Raw genomic sequence first — 22,727 nt, forward strand, 5'->3', positions numbered from 1 at the left:
ATAGAAAACTTTCTATTTGAGCCGACTGTAAAAAAGGAGCTAACCGCTCCTTTTTTATTTCCGTAGTTTTATTGCCGTAGCTTCAATATCAATGAGGCCTTGTTTAAACAAACCGCCGATGGCTTTTTTGTAATTGGCTTTAGACGTTGAAAAAGCCCGCTTGATCGCTTCAGGATCAGACTTATCACCCAGAGGAAGGTGGCCACCGTTTTCTTTCAGTTGAGCTAAAATGTGTTCAGATAAATCACGCACTTTACCAATTCCCGGTTTTTCCAGCACAATGTCGATTTTATCTTCGTCGCGGATAGCCTTCACATAGCCTTTCATGCGCTGACCAATATACATTTTTTTGAATACATCGTTCGAGAAAACTAAACCGTAGTGTGCCTCGTTGACTATTACCTTAAATCCTAAATCGGTTTTTGCAGCAACGATCAAATCGACTTCTTCAAACTTTTCATAGCTTGGCTTGGTCTTATTAAGGAATTTACGAAGCGCGCTTGATGCGCATATGCGTTGACTGGCTTTATCCAAATAAAGCTTCACTAAATAACTGTAGCCGTCACGCATTTTTGGCTTTTGCTCGTTAAAAGGTGCCAATACGTCTTTTTCGATTCCCAAATCCAAAAAGGCACCAACATTGTTAATTTCTTTTACCCGAAGTAATGCAAAATCACCTACCTGAGCAAGCGGCTTTTTGGTCGTAGCCGTTGGGTGACCCTGATTGTCTAAGAAGATAAAAACTTCAACACTGTCGCCTTCTTCCAGGTAATCTGGAATTTGTTCGTTAGGTAAAAACACCTCACCAAGATCACCACCGTTTAAATAAGCACCTTCGGCAGTAAGTTCTTCGATGGTTAACATTTTAATTTGACCTAACATAGTTATTCCTCGTCGCTTTTGGGCTTAGGTTTTCTGCGCAGTGGCATGGTTCCATCAATATCAATTGGAGCCTGAATTACTTTTTTGGTTTTAGGCTTTGCCGATCCCTTAAATTGAGTTTTAGGCTTTGAAGTTGATGTCTTTTGCGCTTTATTTGGTTTTTTACTTTGCTGTGGTTGTTGCTTAAAACCCTTGAACTTCCCAACGAGCCCTTCAACTTCTGCAAACTTCAGCGGCTCATCGAGATAGTTTTTAATTGCAATGTAGCTGTTCCAGTCTTTTGGACCAACGAACGAGATTGCAGTCCCTTTAAACCCAGCTCGACCTGTACGACCGATACGATGCACGTATTCTTCGGCTTGTTTAGGCAGATCAAAGTTAATAACATGGGTAACGGATAGTAAATCTAATCCACGAGAAGCAACATCAGTTGTGACTAACACTTTAAACAGACCGCGGCTAAAGCTATCCATAATATCCAATCGTTTGTTTTGCGGCATATCGCCTGACAAGGCAACCGACTTAATCGACATTTCAGTAAGTAGGTTACTCAATCGATCGGTATCAGAACGTGTCGCTGTAAAGATGATACATTGGCCCACATCGGCCTGACTCAAGAAGTGCTTTAGCAATGCCTCTTTATGATCAAGATGATCGGCAAAATAAAGAGCCTGTTGAATATCTTCATGTTGTTGATGCGCATTACTAAGCATGATGCGCTTAGGTGATTTTAACAACGCTCTAGAAGTCGTTTCGACCTGCGTATGGTCGAGTGTGGCCGAAAATAACAAGGTTTGTCTCAATCTATGGTCGGCTGCGTTGTTTATGGTTTCTAATTGTTTTTCAAAACCAAGATCAAGCATTCTGTCGGCTTCATCAAAAACTAACAACTCAAGTCCTGCTAAAAACATAGACTGGCTGTCGATATGGTCTGCAATTCGACCTGGAGTGCCAATTACAAAGTGTGGATTTTTTCTTAACGCTTTGACTTGATCATTGTAGTTTTCACCACCGAGTACCTTACAAACACTCAGGTTGGTGCCGGCAATTAACAAACGACATTCACTAAACACTTGGGTGGCGAGTTCTCGGGTAGGGGCAACAATTAAAACTCTTGGGTCGCGTTTGCTAAGGGCCTTTTGCTTCATCACACGCTGAATTGCTGGCAGCAAGAATGCTAATGTTTTGCCAGAACCCGTTTTGGATTGAGCAAAAATATCGTGGCCAGCTAAAGCCGTTGGAATCGCATGGGCTTGGATCTCTGTCGGTGTTGTGATCCCTTGATGGCCTAGCTGTTGTTCTAGACGCAAATCAATCCCAAGTTCTGTGAATCTCAAGTCAATTTCTCCAAATCTTGAATTATAAAAACACGCAATTATAGCAAAGCATAGAGTATGACGGATACACAAATCATGTTTTTTGCATTTAAAGCAAAAATCCGTAAAATACCCGCCTCAGCGCCGGGTTTGCGACTCGGTTTCACGTTGATGTGTCGTGCTTAGCGCATCAGCTAACAAAAGCTTAACTATAGGAAAATTCCATGTCTGAACAATATGTTGTTTGTGCAATGTACAAGTTTGTTTCACTGCCTAATTATAAAGAGATTAGACAACCCCTCATCGACGTGATGGAAGCGAATGAAGTTCGCGGTACTTTATTGCTAGCAGAAGAGGGAATTAACGGTACTGTTGCAGCCAAACGCAAAGGTATTGATGCCTTACTAGCATGGTTAGACAAACAACCAGGCTTAGATAACATCGTTTACAAAGAGTCATTCGACGAAACGTGTCCGTTCTATCGCACTAAGGTTAAACTGAAAAAAGAAATCGTTACCATGGGCGTTCAAGGTATTAATCCTAAAGAAGTTGTTGGCACTTATGTTAAGCCACAAGATTGGAATGCGTTAATTTCAGACCCTGACGTGGTGCTTGTAGATACCCGTAATGATTACGAAATTGAAATCGGTACGTTTAAAAACGCGATAGATCCTAAAACCAAAACTTTCCGTGAATTCCCGGCTTGGGCTGAGCAAAACCTCGATCCAGCCAAACACAAAAAAGTAGCAATGTTCTGCACCGGCGGTATTCGTTGTGAAAAGTCTACTGCTTATATGAAAGAGCAAGGTTTTGAAGAGGTGTATCACCTTGAAGGCGGTATTCTAAAATATTTAGAAGATGTGCCAAAAGAAGACACCATGTGGGAAGGCGAGTGTTTTGTCTTTGATAACCGTGTTGCGGTTGATCACGACCTAAACAAAGGCTCTTACGATCAGTGTCACGCTTGTAGAATGCCTATTACGGAAGAAGAAAAGCAGCTTCCAGAATACATGGAAGGTGTGTCTTGTCACCACTGCCACAAAGACCTAACAGAAGAGCAAATTGCTCGCTTTGCCGAGCGTCAGAAGCAAATTGAGCTGGCGAAACAACGAGGTGAAGGTCATATTGGTCATGACGCACAAGAAGCAATCCGTAAGCGTAAAGAAGAAAAGTTAGCGCAAAAAGAAGCGCAGCGTAAAAAGTCTGCGTAGTGTTCAGCGGATCAGAAAAAGCGCAGTAAATGCTTCCTTCTAGATTTAATATAAACCTCGCTTGTGCGGGGTTTATTTTTGTCTATGGTATATGCACGTATCAGCAATTGGTTGCGCACAAGCCTTTTTGTTATTGTTTGTTACTCGCTACTATAATTCAGTCATGGTTAATTCTATTATGATTGAATGTCCAAGGACTTAAATAGAGGAATATCTTATGCGGTTACTATCAGGTTTTTTAGCAATTTGTTTTTCGGCTGTCAGTTTTGCCGGAGCACTACCAAACTCTCCCCATTTATATGTGAAGGGTACAGCTTATATGCAAGTGCAACCCGACACTGCCATTATCCGAGTGGCAATCACCGAGAAAGACAAATCATTGCCGACGGCCAAGAAAAATGTAGACGAAATCATGGCTAAGGCGATAGAAATCTCGAAAACCTTCGGAATTAAAAAAGAAGATATTCACGCTGATCAACTTAACATTTATCGTCAAACTCGCTATAACCGGCAGACTAATCAAGAGGAATTTGAAGGTTTTAATGTCAACCGCAGCCTGACGGTAAAGCTCAAAGATATTTCACGTTACCCAGAATTGTTGCAAGCTTTTGTAGACAGCGGTATTAACCAATTTAACAACACTGAGTTTGCAGTAGAAAACGAAGGTCAATTTTTAGATAGTTTGAAAAAGTCTGCGATTAAAGATGCCAAAAAGGCAGCCAAAGAACTGTCTCAAGAGTTTGACGTAAAAATCGTAAGGCTGTACTCCGTTTCTTTCGATCCGATGCAAACACCACAAAGGCCATACTCACGTTCAGCTTCAGGCCTTATGCAAGCTGAAGCTGCAAATGTGAAAGAGGCATATAATACTGGCACAATCAAACTAAGTGCAGAAGTTTACGCTGTATATTTTATTGAATAACAGGATATACTAAGCCCTTATAACAGAGGGCTTTTTTATGATCACTGGTTTTTTTGCAGCGTTATTAACACTTATTTATATCAAACTAAGTTTTGATGTTATCAAACTAAGAAAAGGAAATTTAATAGCGCTTGGTGACGGCGGTAATAGTCAGCTTCAAGCTGCAATTCGTGCTCACGGTAATTTTAGCGAATATACACCAATCACACTTATCTTACTGTTTATCTTAGAGTTTCAGACTATCAATCCAATTTGGCTATATGTCTTAGGCAGTACATTTATTATTGCTAGGTTGGCACATTATATGGCGATTAAACAAGCCAATATTCCAATGCGACAAGTCGGAATGGCATTAACTTATCTAGTGATGCTTGTCGCAATGGTGATTAATTTTGTCCTCTATATCAGTCACGCATTTTAGCAATGAAAGATACCAAGATCCTGATTACGGGTTTGCCAAGAACAGGAACTACGAGTGTGTGTATGGCCGCAGTAAAACTGGGTTTTTACACGGCTCATACTGCGTATACGCGAGAGGCTTTGGATACAGCACAAGTACTCGCAGATACACCGGTTTTCTCGGATTATGAGGAATTGGCTTCCCTGTATCCCAACTGTAAAATCGTACATCTGCAGCGGGACCTGAATACTTGGCTACCATCAATAAAACGCTTGTTATCTGCCATGAAAGACAACTTGTTATCAGACAAAGGCGGATTTAACGATACGATTAAACGCTGCTATTTGAATACTTTTCCAAATTTTATTGAACACTTTGACGAACCAAACTACTGGTACGAGATTGCCATCAATCATCAAAAAGCCGTCGAAGCTTTTGCGTCAAGGAATAAACTGCCATATTTGTGCTTTTCGTTAAGCCAGCAAGATGCGAAAGCAAAGTTTGCAGATTTTTTTGATGTTCCAGTTCACCAAGTTGATTTTCCGCACGTCAATATTGGTGGTAAGGTGACTGCCTGGAAGTGGCTTAAGGATAGCAGAAAGGTACCTTCAACCCGAGCAGGTAAGGCGGACAGAGATACAGCGCTATATCTGAGCGAATGCAACCCCGCAGCTAACTAATAAATTTGATACAATCGAAAAAATTACGTTTTTATAAAACCGAATAGACTAGAAGTATGTTTGAACTGAAATTCCACACACCATTTAGCTGGACCGAAGGCGTACTGGCTGACTTTGATACTTTTTTGCAAGACCATGCGGCCGCAGAAAAGAAAGCTTCCGGTATGGCCATGGCAATGCTAGGCCATTACCCCGATAGAATTAAGCTGGTCAGAGCCATGGCCGATCTCGCAATAGAAGAAATGATCCACTTCAAACAGGTATTAAAGCTACTGACGGAGCGAGGCGTTACCTTAGGTAATGATCAAAAAGATCCTTACATTAAGCACATGCGCGGGTTATTTAGACAAGGTACAGACGAATACCTAATTGACAGATTGTTGGTTGCAGCGGTCATTGAAGCGCGAGGACATGAACGGTTTTCACTGGTTGCAGAAGCACTACCTGAAGGCAAAGAAAAAGACTTTTACGTGACTATTGCCAAGTCAGAAGAAAAGCACAAAAACTTATTTGTAGAGCTGGGTTATGAGTATTTCGATAAGACTACAATCGACCAAAGGCTTGAAGAAATTCTATTGGCTGAAGCTGAAATTTGCCGAAAAATCCCATTTACTGCCGCTTTACATTAATTATAGGGTTGGTTTGTGAAGCCAAACCAACCTCACTCGCTTAAGGATAAACGTCGTGCGCCCAGTTGATCTCACACTAAGACCTCCTAGTGAAGGTGACCGAACTTTACTGGTGGAATATCTCAACAATGATAATGTTACTCGTTACTTATCGTCCAAGATCCCGAAACCCTATACTTTAGAGGATGCAGACTGGTGGCTAGAGGTAGGTTGCAAGCAAAATGCAATAGTTAAAGCCATTGAAGCTAAAGGTATTTTTTGTGGTGTTATAGGAGTCTATTTACAAGGTTTTGAATACAAGCACAGCGCAGAGTTAGGTTACTGGATAGCAGAGCCCTATTGGCGGCGAGGAATCGCTACAGAAGCGGTTAAGCAATTCGTTCAAAATATTTTTGCTAATACAGATGTTATTCGGATCTTTAATCCGGTAACCGCACAAAACCAAGCGTCAATTCGTGTGCTTGAAAAGAACGGATTTTCTCTCGAGGGAATACTAAAATCGGCAGTGTCTCATGGTGGCGTACTGTGCGACGAGCATTTGTATGCCAAGGTCAAAGGAAAATAATAAATGAGAACAGATATCAAAGGGCTTGGCGGGCATTATATATTGTTTTACCAAATTCACTCGCTGCATCAACTCCAGCGCAACACGTCTTTTTGCCATCTCTCGACGAAAGGAAGATTAGCGCGAGAATACGGCATATACTGCGGCAGGTCAGGTAGTTGATATAGTGCCATCTCTGACATCATTGAGACCTTGAGTAACTAAATTCCATCACATCATTACCAGTAAAGCTAAATTCTTTTTTGGAATAAGCGAATTGCTTTTTGAATGTCTAAGTAACTGGACAAAAAAATGATAGTCTGAGAATTCTCTGTATCAAGCACCAATTCGTAGTTTGCGTTACTCTTGGACTGCGCTGAACTTTCCTGAATGTCCTGATAAAGGTAAGCTCTGACACCTCGTACGCTTGACTCAAATTCGATGTATATAATGTTTAAATGTTCATCATAGAGCACTTCCGTTGGTGATAAGGCGAACTGAATAACACCTTCATTCTGTGCAGTCACATCCAGCTTTAGCTGGGCTTTACCCGGGTAATTAACGCTTCGAAATGCATCCCCAATAATCAGTTTATCACCATTGAGGTACTCAACATCATTGTTAACGGCCAGTTGTGCATTGTCGATGATAGTTTGCAGCATGTTTTTTTGAATTAACTCTAATTGAAAGCCGGTTAACACCTCTTCACGAGTATATTCGTTGTTAAACCAATATTTAGGCTGCTGGGATTTTACGACAAAGCTTATGGATAGTAATAGAGTGAATATAATGACCTTCATAAAACAAATTCCTTGTTGTGTCGGCTTATCACGTCTGTATAAGTTTACTCTTCAAATCATAAAAAAGTAAACATACAGCTAGTTTAGCTTAAATATAATTTAATCAACGGCTGTATTGAAAGCGTGTTTTGCATGTTTAAACATCTCACATTTGCTATAAAACAAAGTTACATTTCAATGAAGTTGTATCAATAAGCCTCGCTAGTTGATTATTTTTCACCTTCTTCGATCGAAATTCTGAAACTTCATTATTTACTCAATGGATAAAAAAAGTGCCCTTGAAAAAGCATCGATTGCTGCTGTTGTTTGTTTGTGATTTATTAACAACTCCATAGAGTAATTTACATTTAATAAGGAAAGTTTTATGCAATTATCAAAAGTGGCTTTATCGGTGTTAGCTTTAGCAGCATTTACTCACGTTCATGCAAAAGAATATCGACTCGAGCGTGCCGGTAATGTTCAGATCTACTCACCATCTCAAAACATGATGACGAAACAGATACCGGAGCAGTTACCTCAATTAGGTTCAGAGGCGTCAGAGTTAAATTTTGCGGTGCAAAACGAGACTGCAGCAATAATCCCTTTATGTCCTACGTTAGTAACTGGAAATCAGTATACATTAAATGGTGCAACCTCTGGGGCAGCTGCTTGCTACCACTTTGAGATCAGTGAACGGAGTAAAACAACAGCTTTGTTGTTTGGACAATCTGGAGATACAAATGTTGATCTCAGTGTAATAAAACACAATGAGGATGATTCATTGACAGTGATCGGGGCCAGTACAAACGCGGGAACAGCTGATGAAGTTGTGATCGCGTTAACTGAACCCGGTCATTATTACTGGTATATGGATGTTAAGGAGTCAGACGGATCGCCATTTCATTTTGGAGCCGTTGTCGCGACGCAATTAGATGCGTATGAATTTAATGATACCGTGGCTACAGCGACTACTTTATCTACCGGTCAAAATAATATTACCGGTAATTTGGACAGTGCGAACGATATCGATTTGTATCAATTTACAGCAGTAAATGGACAAGACCTTGCGCTTAACTTTAACAGTAATGGGGCAGCTGATTATATCTTTGAAGTATTCAATAACGGTTGGGTCGCCATATCTCAAAATGAGCCTGTGCCAATTTCGGGTTTACAGGCGAATCAAGTTATTACTATGCGGGTCAGGGCAAACTCTGCGGTACCAAATAACCCCAATAATACTTATAATTTAACTGTCTCCTCAGTCGTTGCCTCGTTTTCAAATAACAAGGTGTCAGGGGAAAGCAATGTGAATCGTATCCCCTTAGCGGCACAAAGCAACCCGTACTTGACCACACAAGCGTATCGTAATGTATCCTGGGGCGTTACTTTGCTCGACTCAACAGGGGCACCGATAGAAAATGCGACAGCAACCCTTAGAATAATCAAAGCAAATAGTGATAAAAGACATACGTTTACGACCGATGCGAACGGTAGAATTTCTAAAACCGTTAATTTGGGAACCTGTAGCCCAGATATATTCAACATTGAGCATACAGAATATAGCTATGGCTACAGAAATAGATGGCGCTCGGAAGTACAGCTTGGTGGGTGGCAAATATTAATTCCAACTAACGTTGACGCTGACAATGATGGTGTAATAGACCTGATTGGAGTCGGAGGGCCGAACGTTCCGTTTGTTTACTTGGGACATATTTGCGACCAAGATTTGATCTCTAGTGTACCTTCGTAAACTAAAAAAGTCGGATGCTTTATAGCATCCGATTCTTTGATTGCATTCAAGCAGAGTACTTAACTTCTGCGTTACTCTGAAGTTGTGCAGCCATACCTTCTACAAAGTTATATGTATGTAAGTGATCGCCTGTTTTGATGTTCTCAGGGTCTTGGTTACGACCTAGTTCTATCACTGCTCTCATATTAATAACATCGCCGAAGTTATCATTATTCACATCATATTTACCCCAATATTTACTGGTTCCATTGCCTTCGGGGCCTCGTTCGAGCGCGGTATATTTAAGAAAGCTTTCCTTTACGTCATTGGCATACTGTACAAGTTCCTCATTACCATTTAGCTTATCAGTCAAAAGTTGAGCTTCTTTTTCACTTAACTGACCTGACACCGCTATTTTGCCGTCAGGATCCACCGAAAACCCCCAGTTTTTTGCGGCTAACTCAGGATTAGTTTTCGATAACTCAGACATAAAGTTGTCGTACTCAGCTGTCATTGCATCTGCTGCGCGAAACATATTTCCGCCCATATAAAGCTCAGAGCTGGCTTCAAATACTCTGTCCATGGTTTGTTCGACCGTCTCAACTTGTTGTACAGACTCTCCAATATTGAATGGTCTTTCGTAAGTAACAGGCGGTTCTTTGGTGCTTGTACCATGATAGACATCAGGTTCAAGGGTGGATAAGGTTTTACTGAGCGCTGCTTCACTGCCGCTTTTGGTTATCTGGGCAGGTGAATTGTCTGCTGGGGACGCTCCTAGTACTACTTGGTTTGTATTGACTTTCATATCAGATCCTTTCTAAGTCATCGTTAACCTTATTATCGGATGCTAAGGTAAAAAGTTAAATAAAGATAACTGTTTTTTTAACTTTTTAGTGTCTTTTTTGACCTTTCGGTGCTCTGAATATGAGCGTTTTTATAAAATTGTTGTTATTATTTTAATAATTTCAAGATTGATTTTAGCGAGTATCTCAAATTTCTAGCCTCACACGTCTTGCTAAATCAAATAGTCATGACTAAGTCAGTTACTTAGCGTTTACAGGCTAATCTGAGACAACATGTCATTCGCAACCCTCTAAGAGCCACAAATTTACGATAATTCGTCAATCCAACTGTGCGGTTCGGCTAATATAAACTGATATTTTTTATCGTTTTTTAACCTAATTTCTATCGAATCGCGGCCAACAGGGATAAAGCCACCACCTTTTGCAAAGCATCGCGTAATGGATTGGATACTATCACGTGAAAACTCAATGGGACCTAACCCAAGCTGCGTGTTGTTTGCAGTGAAACGCACTAGGTCTTCGCTCAGCGTTAAGATACCATCAGCATGAGCCACGCCTTGTTGAATAGTCGCAAATGTCGACATGGTAGTTGATTCGTTCATAATTCTTCTTCCTATGATTTGTGCGCTATAGCAGACTCGCTCAATTGGGTTTGCGTGTTGTGTTTTCTGCCATTTAGAAACACACCTAGCCAAGTGTTTCTGACCAGAAGAGAATAACTAGCCAGGCCAATGACCAGCGTTACAACCACGCTAATTAAAAATTTCAAAAATGGTGATATGGCCACATTGGTTAAAGGCAATTGAATATAGAGCAACACAGGCACGTGGACCAAGTAAATCCAATACGAAGCGTCTGAAATTAGCTTACTGGCTGTATTGGCGTGATCTAAAAAGCGATAACCTAAGACAAAAACAAAGCCAGTCCAACTAACGATAGCTACTGCTTGAACTGCTGCTTGAATGTAATGCGCGCTCCCCGATGGTATAAACTGTCCATCCGCAGCCGCTTGTTTAACCATTTCTAGGGTAGGAGGATTGGGTATAATAACCAGATACACAATTAGTGAAGCGATAGCAACTAGGCTTAAAGGCGCTATAAATCTGTTGCTTCTTATTATCCTGTGCTTGTTTTGATATAGCCCTGCACCAACCAGAAATAAAACACCATAAAAGCCGTATGTCCATAATGCAGGGGTTAGCTTGTCAGGCGCAGGGAAGGGTACTGCTTGCGTGCTCAGTGACACAAAGACCAAAAAGGGTAATGCAAGCAGTAAGAAAACAGGGTGAACAACGATATTGAGTAACTTATCGAATAGCTTGTCGCTTTTATGAACTAACCAAAGCACTAGACAAAATTGTATTAGATACCATAAAAACCAAAGGTGCATGGTGCTCACTCTTGGTTCCATTTCAGCAAGCAGGGTTAAAATTGGCGGAACGGTATTGGTCACACTTGAACCCCAAGTCAAGGCATGAAAATATGCTATTCCTGCTAACGGAAAAAACACCAAAAATGGCAGCAACACGCGTTTTAAGCGATTAACCATAAAGCCATTGGCGTTACGTTTTTCAATAAGTAGTACGCTACAAAACCCCGCGATGATAAAAAACAGTGGCATGCGGAACAAATGCAACCACAAGCTGAGATAATCAAAAGTAGCATGATGTGCAGTGGTATCTACACCAATCCAGATATTTTTAAAATACGGCCCATAAGCCAAAGCAGCATGGAATACCACACCAAGTAATAAAGCAAGACAGCGTAGATTATCAATAAAATGAAAGCGTTGAGCGGTTGGCATTAATCACAGAGTTCCTTGTCATGGTTTGTACCTATAATAACTAAGTTGAAGACAGTTTGACCAGTCACATTGCTCATGCGCCATCTATGACATATGTCATTGTCTCAAGCTGTGTTTATTTGCAATAATGCAAAAAAATAACAAGACTAAGTCCATGGAAGCCACCATTAAACACACCACCGATTGGCATTTTTCGACCATTGCGTCTTGGCTCGGTGTGACCATTGCCTGTGCATACTACGCCAACAACGGCATAGACCTTTTACTACAGTTACCAATCAGTGGCGCGATCCTCGCTTTGCTGTTTTATGTCCTAAAGGCGCCCAATAGTCATGTTAACATAGTGGCGGTTTTGTACTTTTTGCTTATAGTAAGCCTTATCCAAGTAACCTCTACATCGCTAGTTTTTATCCATCTGGTGATGTTTTCGGCCATTTTTAGTCCGCACTTTGCGTTACCCAAAGTATTAGCCTTTGTAGTGCTAACGTTACTGACCTATTCCTTTACTCACTATGCGCGTTGGAACGGCGAAATTCCTTGGGTGATGTTTATTGTGTGGTTTTTCTTTTGCACCATGAACTGGTTTGTGAGTAAACGTATTGTTGAAAGCTTGAATATGCATTATCAATCTCGGCAAAACTACAAAGAACTGAAAGCCACACAACAAATGATGGGCGCGATGCACGCGGCTCAAGAACGACAGCATCTATCCCGAGAGTTGCACGATTCATTGGGACACAAACTCACGGCTCTCAGCATAAATTTAGACTTTGCGAAACGGACTGCTCCACCACAAATACAGGAAACAATTGCCAATTGCCACCTGTTAAGCCAACAAGTGCTAGATGAGGTGAGGGCAATAGTATCGGAGCAACGACGTGATAAAGCACTGCTAAAACAGGCTTTAGAGAGTATTTTTGCGCTAACACCGCAACTATCCTGCCAACTACACATGAACGATGAAGTAGAACGTTTGCCGCAGGATTACGCGTTGTGTGTTATTCGCTTTTGCCAAGAGATGATAAGTAATACATTAAAACACACTAAAGCGAGCGAGATCGCATTTGATATCACTGTCTATAAAAAAGGCGAACAGACAGTACTTGAAGCGAACGCTCAGCATAATCAAAATGAGCAGCAGCTCCCTAAACCAGGAAACGGCCTCGCGGGGTTAAAAGAGCGGATGTCACATTTTCAAGGTAGCTTTGAGCAGCATCTCGACAAGCAAACACTCGTAAGCACCATAACTATACCGATAACTACAGAGGTTGTGCATGATTAGTTGCTTACTGGTTGAAGACCAAACATTGGTTAGATTAGGTCTTGCCAATTTACTTAATCTAGATAGCGAAATATCTGTGGACGGTATGGCTGAGGATGGTAATCAAGCGCTGTCACTAATGGCTGAGCACACGTTCGACTTAGTCCTATTAGATATGAGAATGCCAAACTTAGATGGCCTGGGTGTACTTGAAGCAATTAAAAACAAGCTCAACCAACCACCTGTGTTGATCATCACCACGTTTGAAGATTGCGATGTGTTGCTAAAAGCCATCAACCTTGGCGCAAGAGGATATGTGCTTAAAAACATCGAACTGGAAGGACTGATTGATGCTATCAAGCAAGTTAAAGCCGGTAATCGTGTATTGCAAAACGCGGTAACTGAGTATCTGTTGCAACAGACAAACCCACCGACAGAGCGCTTAACACCCAAAGAACAAGAGGTACTAAAATGTATGTCGTTGGGAATGCCCAATAAAGTGATCGCCAGTACCTTACAAAATTCAGAAGGAACCATTCGCAACCATGTATCGCAAGTCCTAGCAAAACTGGGCGTGCATGACCGTACGCAGGCGGTACTAAAAGCAATTAATCAGCATTTGATTTAGCATTTTTAATGTTAACGAATCCATACCGTAACTAATATCGGACTCACAAAAGAACACATCATACTAGGCCCTGCAATGGTGCTCAGTTTAATAAAAATTAAACTTTACGTAACATTTTTATACAGTAATATCCGTAATCGAACTAAAAATAAGGAAATATCATGCTGTTACGTAAACCTTTTACTGCCATAATTTGGCTGAGCTTCACTTTGTCATCCGTGTTACTTACGGGTTGTAAGGAGAGTGATAACAATATCAATGTGGTTCCAGCTTTTGAAGCGCAAGAGCCAGAAACACCACCGCCTTTCGGTACAGCGGGAGATAAGCAACTTGCTGTTCACCTAGAAGCAATCCGCACTGAGTTTAATATGCCAGCCCTTGGCGGATTTATTGTACATGGTGACCAAATCGTAGAGTTGGATGTCACTGGTGTTCGCGTAAGTGGCGAAAACGATGAAGTAACCCGATCTGACCGCTGGTCAATTGGCTCGTTCAGCAAATCGATGACGGCGACAACTGCAGCAAGATTAGTAGAGCAGGGTCTAATTCGCTTTGAAAGCACAGTGTTAGATGTGTTTCCTGAATTAGCCGGGAAAATTAATCAAGATCTTGAAACTGTGACATTAAAAGACTTGTTGTCCAATACTTCCGGCCTTATGCGTGACCTACCATCTATTTACACCGGAAAGTGGCACATGGATCAACGTCCGATGATTGAACAACGCGCGTCTTGGACAGTAGAATTCTTAAATACCGAAAGAGAGGGTCCCGCTGGGGAATTTTTATATAGCAATGCAGGTTATGTGGTTGCCGCGCATATGTTGGAGCGCGTTTCAGGACAGCCGTGGGAAACCCTCGTTAATCAGGAACTATTCGCCAAGCTAGGTATGGACAACGTCGGCTTTGGACCTGCGAGTTATTCCAATCCCGCTCAGCCTAGTGGTCACCAATTAAGAGACGGGCTATGGCATGCAATCACACCCGCTGACCGGGTCGATATTCCCATGGTAATGGCGCCAGCTGGTTTGGTCAGTGCTGATTTAACCGATCTATCATTATATCTACGCGCGTACCTTGCTGGTGTTCAGGGCAACAACGACTTACTTGATGCTGAAACCTACCAAAAACTCATTACCCCTGTCAGCACAGATTATGCGTTAGGCTGGATGCTAAACCCAGACAACACAGGTTTTCATCATAATGGTTTCACCGGCACGTTTTATCAGGACAATTTGATTCTGCCAGAAAAGAATATCGCTTTATTAGCTGTCACCAACGGCGACACCAAAAATGCCAGATATGCAGTAGAAAAAGCGATAAAAGTGATGTTAGAAAGGTTTGAAGTGAAGTAGGGGAATTGTGCGCTAGATTTTGAGAACCCGGTACGGATAGTCTGTCGCAAAAAGAATTAAAGATAATAACAGAGTTTTAGAGTTAACTTTCGTTCTTGCTGACATATTAAAGTTGTCTTAATATCATAACTGATTCAGGATCGGAAAATAATATGAATATCTTGTACTTTATAGGAAATGGGTTTGATCTCAAACTCAATTTGAAAACTAGCTATAAGGATTTTTTGAATTCATATAAAAGGGTTAAAAACGAATCACCAATCATAGCAGAATTTAAGAACGAAATCGGTGAAAATTACTTAGATTGGTCAGACTTAGAGGCGAATTTGGGGAAGTATACGGAGCAACTTGATTCAGCAACAGATTTTGAGGAAATTCATTCAGATTTGATTGATGAATTGGCAAACTACCTGACGGAAATACAAACTGAATTCGTAAAAACTAAATTACAACGGTTAGATAAGAAAAAATTTATTACTGACCTCTTTTCACCAGAAGTATATTCGGAAACTTCGCATTGTCGATTGCTTGACTATTATAACAGTAGCCAAAAAAATGCCAAGAATCTATCTATTATCACGTTCAACTATACAAACACGATTGAATCCATACTCGGCATAGAAACAACCCATGCAAGATACGAAAATGTATTGACTAAATGTCAGCCTTCTAGTGTTGCTGAAAGTCAAAGTATCCTAAATGTACTGCATTTACACGGTACTTTGGAAGAAAATATGGTTTTGGGTGTTGACAATATTGAACAAGTTCTTAGTAAAAAGTTCAGAAATATCGAAGATGTAGCAGAGTCGATTGTTAAACCATTGTGTAACAGAGTTAGTGCTCATGCTATTGATCAAGACTGTGTTCGACTACTCAATCAGGCCCATCTGATTTGTATTTTTGGCTCCTCAATAGGAGTAACCGACCAAACTTGGTGGAAACTGATTGCAAATCAAGTTAAAAAAAGAGATTGTCGTCTTATAGTATTTATGTATGAGCCAAATCTTAATAGAAGAAGACTTTGAGTTTAATGATGAGATGTTTAACCTGTTAAAAGTGGAATAGGAACAATATAAGTCCTTAAGAACTCAATATGCTATTTAACATAACGTAAATTATGGGAGGTTGATATAAAGCCAAAAATAATTAAAATAAATATTTAACCTTTTAAAAATCAATTACTTATGACCGATATTGTCTAGTATTGGACATTATACAATTTTCTTGAACTTACCAGTCTTAATGCTCCTAGCCATATATGGAACATGATCTGTATTTGAACACAAAAAATCAATTGTCTGTCTGAGCTCAACTTCAGAATGCTCAGGTATCCAAAGAGTAACTTTTTTTAAACCGCGAGATTTTTGTTTATTTTCATAACGTTGGTTCTTAGTTTCCATGGGTCACCAGTGACTTATCCTTAGATTAAAGATTTAACCATTATTGGGTTTTGGTGTTGCCGCGCTACGCTCAGGCTTCGCTTGGCGCGTCACCACCAAAACCAAAATCAATATTAGGCTCCGTTTGAGCTGGTTCATAGGTTGGTTTGTTTGGCGTTGTTGATTTGCAAAAGGCATTGTATTTGTAATCCGCGTGCTCAATGATGACATAGCAATAACTCATGATGTTGACCGTAAAGCCCATTAGCTTCAAATCAAACGTGTTTAGAGAAACTAAACCATCAGGTGTATCAAATTCCAAAATGGCAGTCTGTTCGATTTTCTCACCGTCAAATTTAACGTGATAACCGCTAACCTGCGCCCTAGTTGCATCAAATGGTAGACTCACATGAATAGGCTCACGAGCAACAGCCGGAACAGGGTCATTATTAACAGCAGTAGAAATATCCGTTTTACTATTTTTAGTAGGAACCTGCGCGGGTTGCGGGTTTTTTTCCACATCCATAGCACCACTGAAATATAGGATGAAATAACCAGCGCACAAAGTGAGAACGACCACCGGAAAGGCAAACATAGGACTGAGTAGAAAATTTTTTCCTGTTGCGCCTGTAATAGATTGGGTCGCTGTTGATTTGTAGAGTCTGTGGACGTCGATGGGGATTTTGCGCCACTTTTTCGGGTCTGCCCTGTTTGGCGTTTTGCCGTCCAATTTTGGATTATGTTCATGTATTCTCGGCCTCCGGTTGAAGTATGGAATTTTGGCTAGCCCGTCAAAATATTTATGTGCATAGGCGTACTGGCTAACGTTACGGATGTATTTATGTACAGAGGTGATATCAGGCGTACAGCAAATGATGTCCCAGTTGTATTTACGGTGGCGCATGTACGCCTCCTTTAGGGTTTTTGGGTAGATGATATGCCCGTGTTCGTTAAATATCTCGATACCCAAATCATCAACATCACCGCTAGTTAGGTCGTCTGGTTTGTACGTTTCGAGTGTATCTAAATGGTACTGATACCAGTCACTAGGTAGATAATCCTGATAGTTTTGAACGGGCTGATAATCACATGATTCAGGTTTGAATTGAGTGGTTTCAGTCGGGTAAATATCCTGAACCTCATCCATGATAATGAGCGCACCGCACGGCATCCAATGATACCAATTACGCCACAATTTATGGCCTGATTCGCTCTGACTAGACATTCGCCACAATTTTGCAGAATCAGGGAATGTTTCGTTTAACTCGCGCTCGATATCATCCAGAGGTTTAATGCCCTCGATATTAGTGACTACTAAACGCCCCGCTCTCAGCGCTGGCAATAACTCAAACCAAACTGCTGAGGCTGATTTAAACGAACCTGGCGCACCATGAAATATTGACGTCGCCATTATAGAAACCTCATAACATAGCGAGTGATTAGCGCCTGAATTACCACATTGAGCGCATCAAATGCACGCATATCAACGAGAGCAGCACGAACGTCAGCAGGTAATTGATTAGCAGCCGAGGTGATGCGACTGGCTATCTGAAAATTCTCAATGATGTTTTTCGAAACCTGCCAACTAAATTTAATAGTCTCTAACTCTATTTTGAGTCTGAGTAGCGTTGCATATTCAACGAACCATGCAAAAAAACGCGTGATAAAATTAGGGAGGTCGGTATCTAAAAAATCCCAAATATCAGAAACAAAATCGTTCATAAAACTAAACACACCCTGATAACCGTCGTAGTGAGATGCTAGCGCTACAGGCGATAAAAATAGAAATGCGGAAATTAATAAAATGGTTTTGGTTTGTGTGGATTTAATCATGGCGCTCCCTCAACAAAATAAACAACGCGGACATAGTGGCGATTAGCATTAATGGTGCTGCTAGCATTTGATAAAAATTGCTAAATCTGGCTACTGAAATATCAATTGATTCACCGTAAATATCTAATGTTCGCTCCTCGTATGAACCGCTAATGGTTGGCGAAACATCAAAAACAGTGTCTAACTGAGTGCGAATGTCGTCTAGCTCTGCAGTGTTCAATTCGATTTGGTCAGTAATTTGAACCCTGATTTCATCAATAGAATCCTGAGTAAATAGGTCATTCAGACCCCCCTGCTTTCCCGCCTGAGCAACACCGGCACACTCGAACCCCTCACAATCTGGCTCAGGGTCTGGGCAGTCCTCGCCCTCGCAAGGTTCATCACCAGCGAGTTTATCGTTAATAGAATTGAGTGTGTCACGGATAGAATTTAGTGTTGCAGTTTGGGCGTTGGTTGAATTGACAATGTACCTAGTGTTATTCGCAACAGTAGCGGTTTGTTCGACGTTAGTAGATGCAGCACGAAACGCGTTATTTGCCTGCTCGGACATAATTTGAGTATTTTTACCGATGACGTCTAATTGAGAGGAAAAAAACCGAGTCAGGTCATTAGAGTGCCTAGACTCAATATAAATATTGTTGAGCGCTCTAACATTGGCTCGACCAAAATCAACCTGATTTTGAGTAGACGCAGTAACATTACGGTTCATTTGGTTTATACCGTCTAGCTCGGTTTCTGAGGTTGACGGGTCGGAGATTTGGCCTAGCGGCTCAGCAGATGGAGCGGTACTAGGAGCCTCAGGCAAATCAGACAAATCAGGCGGAATAAATGGATCTGGAACAGTGGGTAAACCATCGCCACCATCACCATCATCACCACAGCTAGTCCCCTCCTGACCGTCGTATAATGGTGACACCATCATCATGTCATTATTGTCAGATGAGTATTTACACGTTGAGCCGTCTGGATTGGTGAAGCAGCGATTACCACCACCTATACTAAATGATGGACGGTCATCTAACGATGGCTCCTGACAGTTATCACGGGCTGGGTCGATGCAACGAGATGGGTTGTCATCAGTTTCACCACCCCGTTTTTGGGTATACGTTGGGTGACCATCAGGTGGGCAATCCTCTACCTGAACAGTAAATTGAATGTAAAAACGCCCAGCGGTATATATATACGGCTCAAATGTACAATGGTCCTGACCATCACAACCGCGACGCTCAGTAACAGTAGCTAAAATAGGATATGAATTATCATCGAGAGGACCTGAATGAAAACCGGTATAAATATACGTTTTGCCCTCACTCGCGGATTCAACAGCAGATAAACATTCAGACAGCAGATGACCGCCACCATCTAAATGAGTGCAACGTCCATAGTCAGTAGGAACGAGAATAGGTTTTTGCTCATCACGTTTAAACTCTAAGGACAATGAGTTGAATGATAGAAAAAAGGCGCTGATAAGCGCCGTATAGAAAACTCGCATATAACGCCTTTAATATTAGGAGGTACGAACCCCGCTAGAAAAGCCCTCGACGAAGACCCAAACGAGAAACGTACCTAGAATAATGGTCGTAACCATTAACGAGATAATTTGCTAATGATAAAACCAACACCGAAACCGATTGAAGCTAGTGACAACAGACCAACGACAACGAGCGTATAGTTTGACTGACCAGCAGCAACAGCGGTTTCAATCGTTGCCGCAACATCAGGAGTGGTTGCAGTAGCTGACGCCATTGCAGAACCTAGCGCAGCAGTAGAACCTAGAGCGATTTTTGATAGTAATTTCACGATTTTTCCTTAATTTAATTGAGTGTGTTTTTAGGTTTTGCCCATCACTCGGACGATTCGACCAATTGAATGAGCGGTAAAAAATGCGGTCAATGCCGCGGCGTTGATTAGGCCGAACGTAGCCAAATCAAATTGGAACAGCTCGTTGAGCGTGTCTACCAATCCGTTTAATTGAATTTGCGTCACCTGCTCAGTCGTCAACAAAACGTATTCGCATGTTTCAGCAGTTGCTGCGATTAGTTGGCCTGATTCGGAAATGATGACGCATTGCATATCAGACAGCCTTAAGCAATTCTTGAGAAGCTGGAACAAGCTTCATTTGACGACCGTTAATTTCAAGGTCACCCCAACGGCCAACACAGAAAGATTCAAGAGCTAACGTATATTTGCCAACTGGATAGGCATTGTTGTGGTCATCGTGAGACAAACGAAATTCCTTAGGAAAAGCACCACCCGTATGAGCGTATGCCTTTTGGTCATAAACCACCCTTTCGTTGTCTTTGCCCTTATTAACAGTGCGAGGCATTGGGTTCTCATGGCCTTTTACGATTTCAATAATTAGTTGTTGATGTTGCATGTGTTTTCTCCGTTAACTTACTAAGCGTAGGCCGCTTTCGAATTGCTCTGATAGTCGCGTAGGTTCAGTCCAGCCTGCTGGGTGCTGGCGTTCGAAATCGACGTTGATAAATCTGATTAAAGGCACGACATTGGATGCCGTGGCTTGTAGGTTTTGTAGGTATGCCTTGGGGACTACCTCTGTAATTTCTTTAATGCTTCTATGGAAAGTTGCTTTTGGTGTAGTCGCTTTAACCTCTTCCCAACCCTCGTGCTTCATCATTCGGAAAAATCGAAATAGACGATCAGCCTTGGAATAACTAAAACCAGTTTTAGTCTCTGTTTTAAAGTGCTCTCTCAAATTTTCATGAACTTCAGTGTCGCTGTATGTACGCATATGTTCGCCCTCAAATGTCTTAAAAATATCTGACCAAGCGTGATTCCATAGCTCTTTAATTAGACACCCATCAAAACTTCTAGCGTGACTTTCAAACTCCCAAACATTCGTAGGAATAGCGAGGCGATGCAACATGCGGGGCATGATACTGGCCTCTAAACGAAGGGCGTTTGTAGCAAATTCTTGTACATCGGGTGCGCTCATAGCATCGAGCTGTATTTTATAAATTGGGTCTTTGGTCTTATCGTAACGTGACGTGATTTTGGCTATTTGGTCTGCAAGCTCAAACTGCTTCAAGTAAGCTTTGAGACGTTTATGGCGGCTACCTTTGCCAAAGTAGGCCGTGGTATCAAACGATGATTTACTACCTCTCGTTTGACCGTTTGAAATGTTTCTAAGTGCGTGTATCACATTCCTGCTGTCAGACTCATTTGGTAAATGAGCAGTAAAAGTGCAGTCAATCTGAGCAAGCGTAGCGTGTTCAAAATCCAGTATCTCGACCATATCAGGAAGTGCGTAACAGAAAGCAGAAACCAACGAATCAAGGCAAGTCATAACGTTGCATGTACCAAAAACATTTTGACCAGTAAGGAGTTTCGCAGGGCTAGCTTTAAGCTCAATGTGTGGATAGTAATTAGAACCGCCTTGATAAACCTTAAAACTTAAAGTTGACCAACTGCTAGGAAGTGATTCAAAAGGATGTCTAAGACATGAAACCTCAGCAAGTGCAACGTTCTCAGCATCTAGACGATAGTCGTTCGGACGAAAAGTAACGTCCCCCGCTTCCATCTTGCAACCGCGTTTTTGACATTCACGCAAATCAACCAAACCGCTATCACCTTCAGGTGATGCAGCAACGACAGAGTCGTTAAATGGCACTTTGATTCGCAAGAGGTCTATCACAAAAAAATCCTTCTGATGAGTAGTAATGGTAACTAATCCCAAAAAATGAGACAGGTCATTACCGACCTGAATAGGTGAATACATCTATTCAACTGCGATATTTATAACAGAAGTGAATGGGTGAATACAAGTATTGATGAATAATAAAATTCAAGCGTGCTAACATTCAGCTATTAACAGAACGGAGTTAAAGAAGTGGCGAAAGCAAACAGAACAACGATCTCGATACCAATTGAAAAGAAACTAGAGTTAGAAAGAAAAGCTATTGAGGTTTCATATAAAACAGGGAGATCAGTAACTTGGACGGACATTGTTCATTACATGATAGATAATTATCAAAATATGGCGAAACAAGATCTAATCGAAGAAGAAGAAGAGAAAGTTTCAAAATGAGACTAGAGTCCACTATTAAAGTATGTGGACTCTCCACACCGTACCCCACTCGGTACAACTGAGCTGACTGAAAGTTGGTTTCGGTTTATCAAGGGAGCGAACGCATTCGCTCGGGGTCAGGTCTCCAGAAATAGTACCGACCGCCATCGGCGGGTTCTCGCGCTAAAACACCTGAGTTAAATCACTATCGAGTTGGCGCTTCATGCGGCAAGCCGCATCGTATCGAATTCTACTTAACCACCAAACTTCATTTCACCAGTAGAAGGATGATGACTGGTTTCTAAATAGAGTTTGATTTCATCTTTATTTTCAATGTCATAAAGAACATTTATTACAGCATAACAATCGCCACGATATAAAATGTGCTCACCAACTCTAGGGATATCTGCAGTATCTATAGATTTCAATATAGGAGCATTTGGAGATTGTTTAATTACTAAATTTAAGCGTGGCATAATTAATTTCCTTTTTTAAGAGTTTAAATTTGAAGGCTATATATTCAATACATGATTTTTAAAATGTGGGAT

At 41.3% G+C, this 22,727-nt stretch carries 26 protein-coding genes; 12 read left to right on the top strand and 14 right to left on the bottom strand.

Annotated features, from left to right (window positions below):
* Positions 1–54 precede the first annotated feature (54 nt).
* A complete protein-coding gene (locus ACSLBF_RS08355) occupies positions 55–882 on the bottom strand; it encodes a CvfB family protein (protein ID WP_440056148.1) in 828 nt (275 codons plus the stop codon).
* Between the two features lie 2 nt (positions 883–884).
* Positions 885–2,219 carry a DEAD/DEAH box helicase gene (locus ACSLBF_RS08360; protein WP_440056149.1) on the bottom strand — a complete coding sequence of 445 codons (1,335 nt, stop codon included), beginning with the start codon at positions 2,217–2,219 and terminating at the stop codon, positions 885–887.
* A gap of 203 nt (positions 2,220–2,422) precedes the next feature.
* Here ACSLBF_RS08360 and trhO point away from each other — a divergent pair, with 203 nt between their 5' ends.
* From trhO to ACSLBF_RS08390, 6 genes are all read left to right on the top strand, one after another.
* Positions 2,423–3,409, top strand: a complete 987-nt coding sequence (gene trhO, locus ACSLBF_RS08365) for an oxygen-dependent tRNA uridine(34) hydroxylase TrhO (RefSeq protein ID WP_440056150.1) — start codon at positions 2,423–2,425, stop codon at positions 3,407–3,409.
* Between the two features lie 217 nt (positions 3,410–3,626).
* Positions 3,627–4,331: an SIMPL domain-containing protein gene (locus tag ACSLBF_RS08370; protein ID WP_440056151.1), complete on the top strand. Its 705-nt coding sequence runs from the start codon at positions 3,627–3,629 to the stop codon at positions 4,329–4,331.
* 37 nt (positions 4,332–4,368) lie between these two features.
* Positions 4,369–4,752, top strand: coding sequence for an MAPEG family protein (locus ACSLBF_RS08375; protein WP_440056152.1), 384 nt, complete (start codon positions 4,369–4,371; stop codon positions 4,750–4,752).
* 62 nt (positions 4,753–4,814) lie between these two features.
* Positions 4,815–5,411, top strand: a complete 597-nt coding sequence (locus tag ACSLBF_RS08380) for a sulfotransferase (protein WP_440056153.1) — start codon at positions 4,815–4,817, stop codon at positions 5,409–5,411.
* A 56-nt stretch (positions 5,412–5,467) separates the two neighbouring features.
* Positions 5,468–6,040: a tRNA-(ms[2]io[6]A)-hydroxylase gene (locus ACSLBF_RS08385; RefSeq protein WP_440056154.1), complete on the top strand. Its 573-nt coding sequence runs from the start codon at positions 5,468–5,470 to the stop codon at positions 6,038–6,040.
* Between the two features lie 55 nt (positions 6,041–6,095).
* Positions 6,096–6,605 carry a GNAT family N-acetyltransferase gene (locus ACSLBF_RS08390; RefSeq protein ID WP_440056155.1) on the top strand — a complete coding sequence of 170 codons (510 nt, stop codon included), beginning with the start codon at positions 6,096–6,098 and terminating at the stop codon, positions 6,603–6,605.
* A gap of 230 nt (positions 6,606–6,835) precedes the next feature.
* Here ACSLBF_RS08390 and ACSLBF_RS08395 read toward each other — a convergent pair whose 3' ends face one another.
* A complete protein-coding gene (locus ACSLBF_RS08395; RefSeq protein ID WP_440056156.1) occupies positions 6,836–7,384 on the bottom strand; it encodes a hypothetical protein in 549 nt (182 codons plus the stop codon).
* A 364-nt stretch (positions 7,385–7,748) separates the two neighbouring features.
* Between ACSLBF_RS08395 and ACSLBF_RS08400 the strand changes: the two genes are divergently transcribed.
* The gene (locus ACSLBF_RS08400; protein ID WP_440056157.1) at positions 7,749–9,113 is read left to right on the top strand and encodes a hypothetical protein; all 1,365 of its coding nucleotides are present in this window, start codon (positions 7,749–7,751) and stop codon (positions 9,111–9,113) included.
* Positions 9,114–9,159: 46 nt separating this feature from the next.
* Here ACSLBF_RS08400 and ACSLBF_RS08405 read toward each other — a convergent pair whose 3' ends face one another.
* The 3 genes from ACSLBF_RS08405 to ACSLBF_RS08415 form a co-directional block, all read right to left on the bottom strand.
* A complete protein-coding gene (locus tag ACSLBF_RS08405) occupies positions 9,160–9,897 on the bottom strand; it encodes a hypothetical protein (RefSeq protein ID WP_440056158.1) in 738 nt (245 codons plus the stop codon).
* A gap of 303 nt (positions 9,898–10,200) precedes the next feature.
* Positions 10,201–10,497, bottom strand: a complete 297-nt coding sequence (locus tag ACSLBF_RS08410) for a hypothetical protein (protein ID WP_440056159.1) — start codon at positions 10,495–10,497, stop codon at positions 10,201–10,203.
* 11 nt (positions 10,498–10,508) lie between these two features.
* Positions 10,509–11,699 (bottom strand): acyltransferase family protein, encoded by a 1,191-nt coding sequence (locus ACSLBF_RS08415; RefSeq protein WP_440056160.1) that lies wholly within the window; start codon positions 11,697–11,699, stop codon positions 10,509–10,511.
* Positions 11,700–11,826: 127 nt separating this feature from the next.
* Between ACSLBF_RS08415 and ACSLBF_RS08420 the strand changes: the two genes are divergently transcribed.
* From ACSLBF_RS08420 to ACSLBF_RS08435, 4 genes are all read left to right on the top strand, one after another.
* A complete protein-coding gene (locus ACSLBF_RS08420) occupies positions 11,827–12,981 on the top strand; it encodes a sensor histidine kinase (RefSeq protein ID WP_440056161.1) in 1,155 nt (384 codons plus the stop codon).
* Positions 12,974–13,588 (top strand): response regulator, encoded by a 615-nt coding sequence (locus ACSLBF_RS08425; protein WP_440056162.1) that lies wholly within the window; start codon positions 12,974–12,976, stop codon positions 13,586–13,588. Before ACSLBF_RS08420 ends, ACSLBF_RS08425 begins: the two co-directional genes overlap by 8 nt.
* 161 nt (positions 13,589–13,749) lie before the next feature.
* On the top strand, positions 13,750–14,940 hold the full coding sequence (locus ACSLBF_RS08430) for a serine hydrolase domain-containing protein (protein WP_440056163.1): 1,191 nt from the start codon (positions 13,750–13,752) through the stop codon (positions 14,938–14,940).
* A gap of 152 nt (positions 14,941–15,092) precedes the next feature.
* Positions 15,093–15,965, top strand: coding sequence for a bacteriophage abortive infection AbiH family protein (locus tag ACSLBF_RS08435; protein WP_440056164.1), 873 nt, complete (start codon positions 15,093–15,095; stop codon positions 15,963–15,965).
* A gap of 445 nt (positions 15,966–16,410) precedes the next feature.
* Here ACSLBF_RS08435 and ACSLBF_RS08440 read toward each other — a convergent pair whose 3' ends face one another.
* The 7 genes from ACSLBF_RS08440 to ACSLBF_RS08470 form a co-directional block, all read right to left on the bottom strand.
* Positions 16,411–17,730: a zonular occludens toxin domain-containing protein gene (locus ACSLBF_RS08440; RefSeq protein WP_440053034.1), complete on the bottom strand. Its 1,320-nt coding sequence runs from the start codon at positions 17,728–17,730 to the stop codon at positions 16,411–16,413.
* Positions 17,730–18,152 carry a DUF2523 family protein gene (locus ACSLBF_RS08445; protein WP_440053035.1) on the bottom strand — a complete coding sequence of 141 codons (423 nt, stop codon included), beginning with the start codon at positions 18,150–18,152 and terminating at the stop codon, positions 17,730–17,732. Before ACSLBF_RS08445 ends, ACSLBF_RS08440 begins: the two co-directional genes overlap by 1 nt.
* Entirely contained in the window at positions 18,145–19,644 is a 1,500-nt protein-coding gene (locus tag ACSLBF_RS08450) for a hypothetical protein (RefSeq protein WP_440053036.1), read from the bottom strand. Before ACSLBF_RS08450 ends, ACSLBF_RS08445 begins: the two co-directional genes overlap by 8 nt.
* A gap of 95 nt (positions 19,645–19,739) precedes the next feature.
* A complete protein-coding gene (locus ACSLBF_RS08455) occupies positions 19,740–19,952 on the bottom strand; it encodes a hypothetical protein (RefSeq protein WP_440053028.1) in 213 nt (70 codons plus the stop codon).
* A 30-nt stretch (positions 19,953–19,982) separates the two neighbouring features.
* Positions 19,983–20,225 (bottom strand): hypothetical protein, encoded by a 243-nt coding sequence (locus tag ACSLBF_RS08460; RefSeq protein WP_440053029.1) that lies wholly within the window; start codon positions 20,223–20,225, stop codon positions 19,983–19,985.
* Between the two features lies 1 nt (position 20,226).
* The gene (locus tag ACSLBF_RS08465) at positions 20,227–20,529 is read right to left on the bottom strand and encodes a single-stranded DNA-binding protein (RefSeq protein WP_440053030.1); all 303 of its coding nucleotides are present in this window, start codon (positions 20,527–20,529) and stop codon (positions 20,227–20,229) included.
* Positions 20,530–20,541: 12 nt separating this feature from the next.
* Positions 20,542–21,807, bottom strand: a complete 1,266-nt coding sequence (locus ACSLBF_RS08470) for a phage/plasmid replication protein, II/X family (protein WP_440053031.1) — start codon at positions 21,805–21,807, stop codon at positions 20,542–20,544.
* Between the two features lie 195 nt (positions 21,808–22,002).
* Here ACSLBF_RS08470 and ACSLBF_RS08475 point away from each other — a divergent pair, with 195 nt between their 5' ends.
* On the top strand, positions 22,003–22,200 hold the full coding sequence (locus ACSLBF_RS08475; RefSeq protein WP_440053032.1) for a hypothetical protein: 198 nt from the start codon (positions 22,003–22,005) through the stop codon (positions 22,198–22,200).
* A gap of 233 nt (positions 22,201–22,433) precedes the next feature.
* On the opposite strand, the gene ACSLBF_RS08480 is transcribed toward ACSLBF_RS08475, so the two are convergent.
* Positions 22,434–22,655 carry a hypothetical protein gene (locus ACSLBF_RS08480; RefSeq protein WP_440053033.1) on the bottom strand — a complete coding sequence of 74 codons (222 nt, stop codon included), beginning with the start codon at positions 22,653–22,655 and terminating at the stop codon, positions 22,434–22,436.
* Between the last annotated feature and the right edge of the window lie 72 nt (positions 22,656–22,727).

Origin of the sequence: Pseudoalteromonas sp. T1lg65 (assembly GCF_051930985.1) — a bacterium.
In the GTDB taxonomy this organism is placed as follows: domain Bacteria; phylum Pseudomonadota; class Gammaproteobacteria; order Enterobacterales; family Alteromonadaceae; genus Pseudoalteromonas.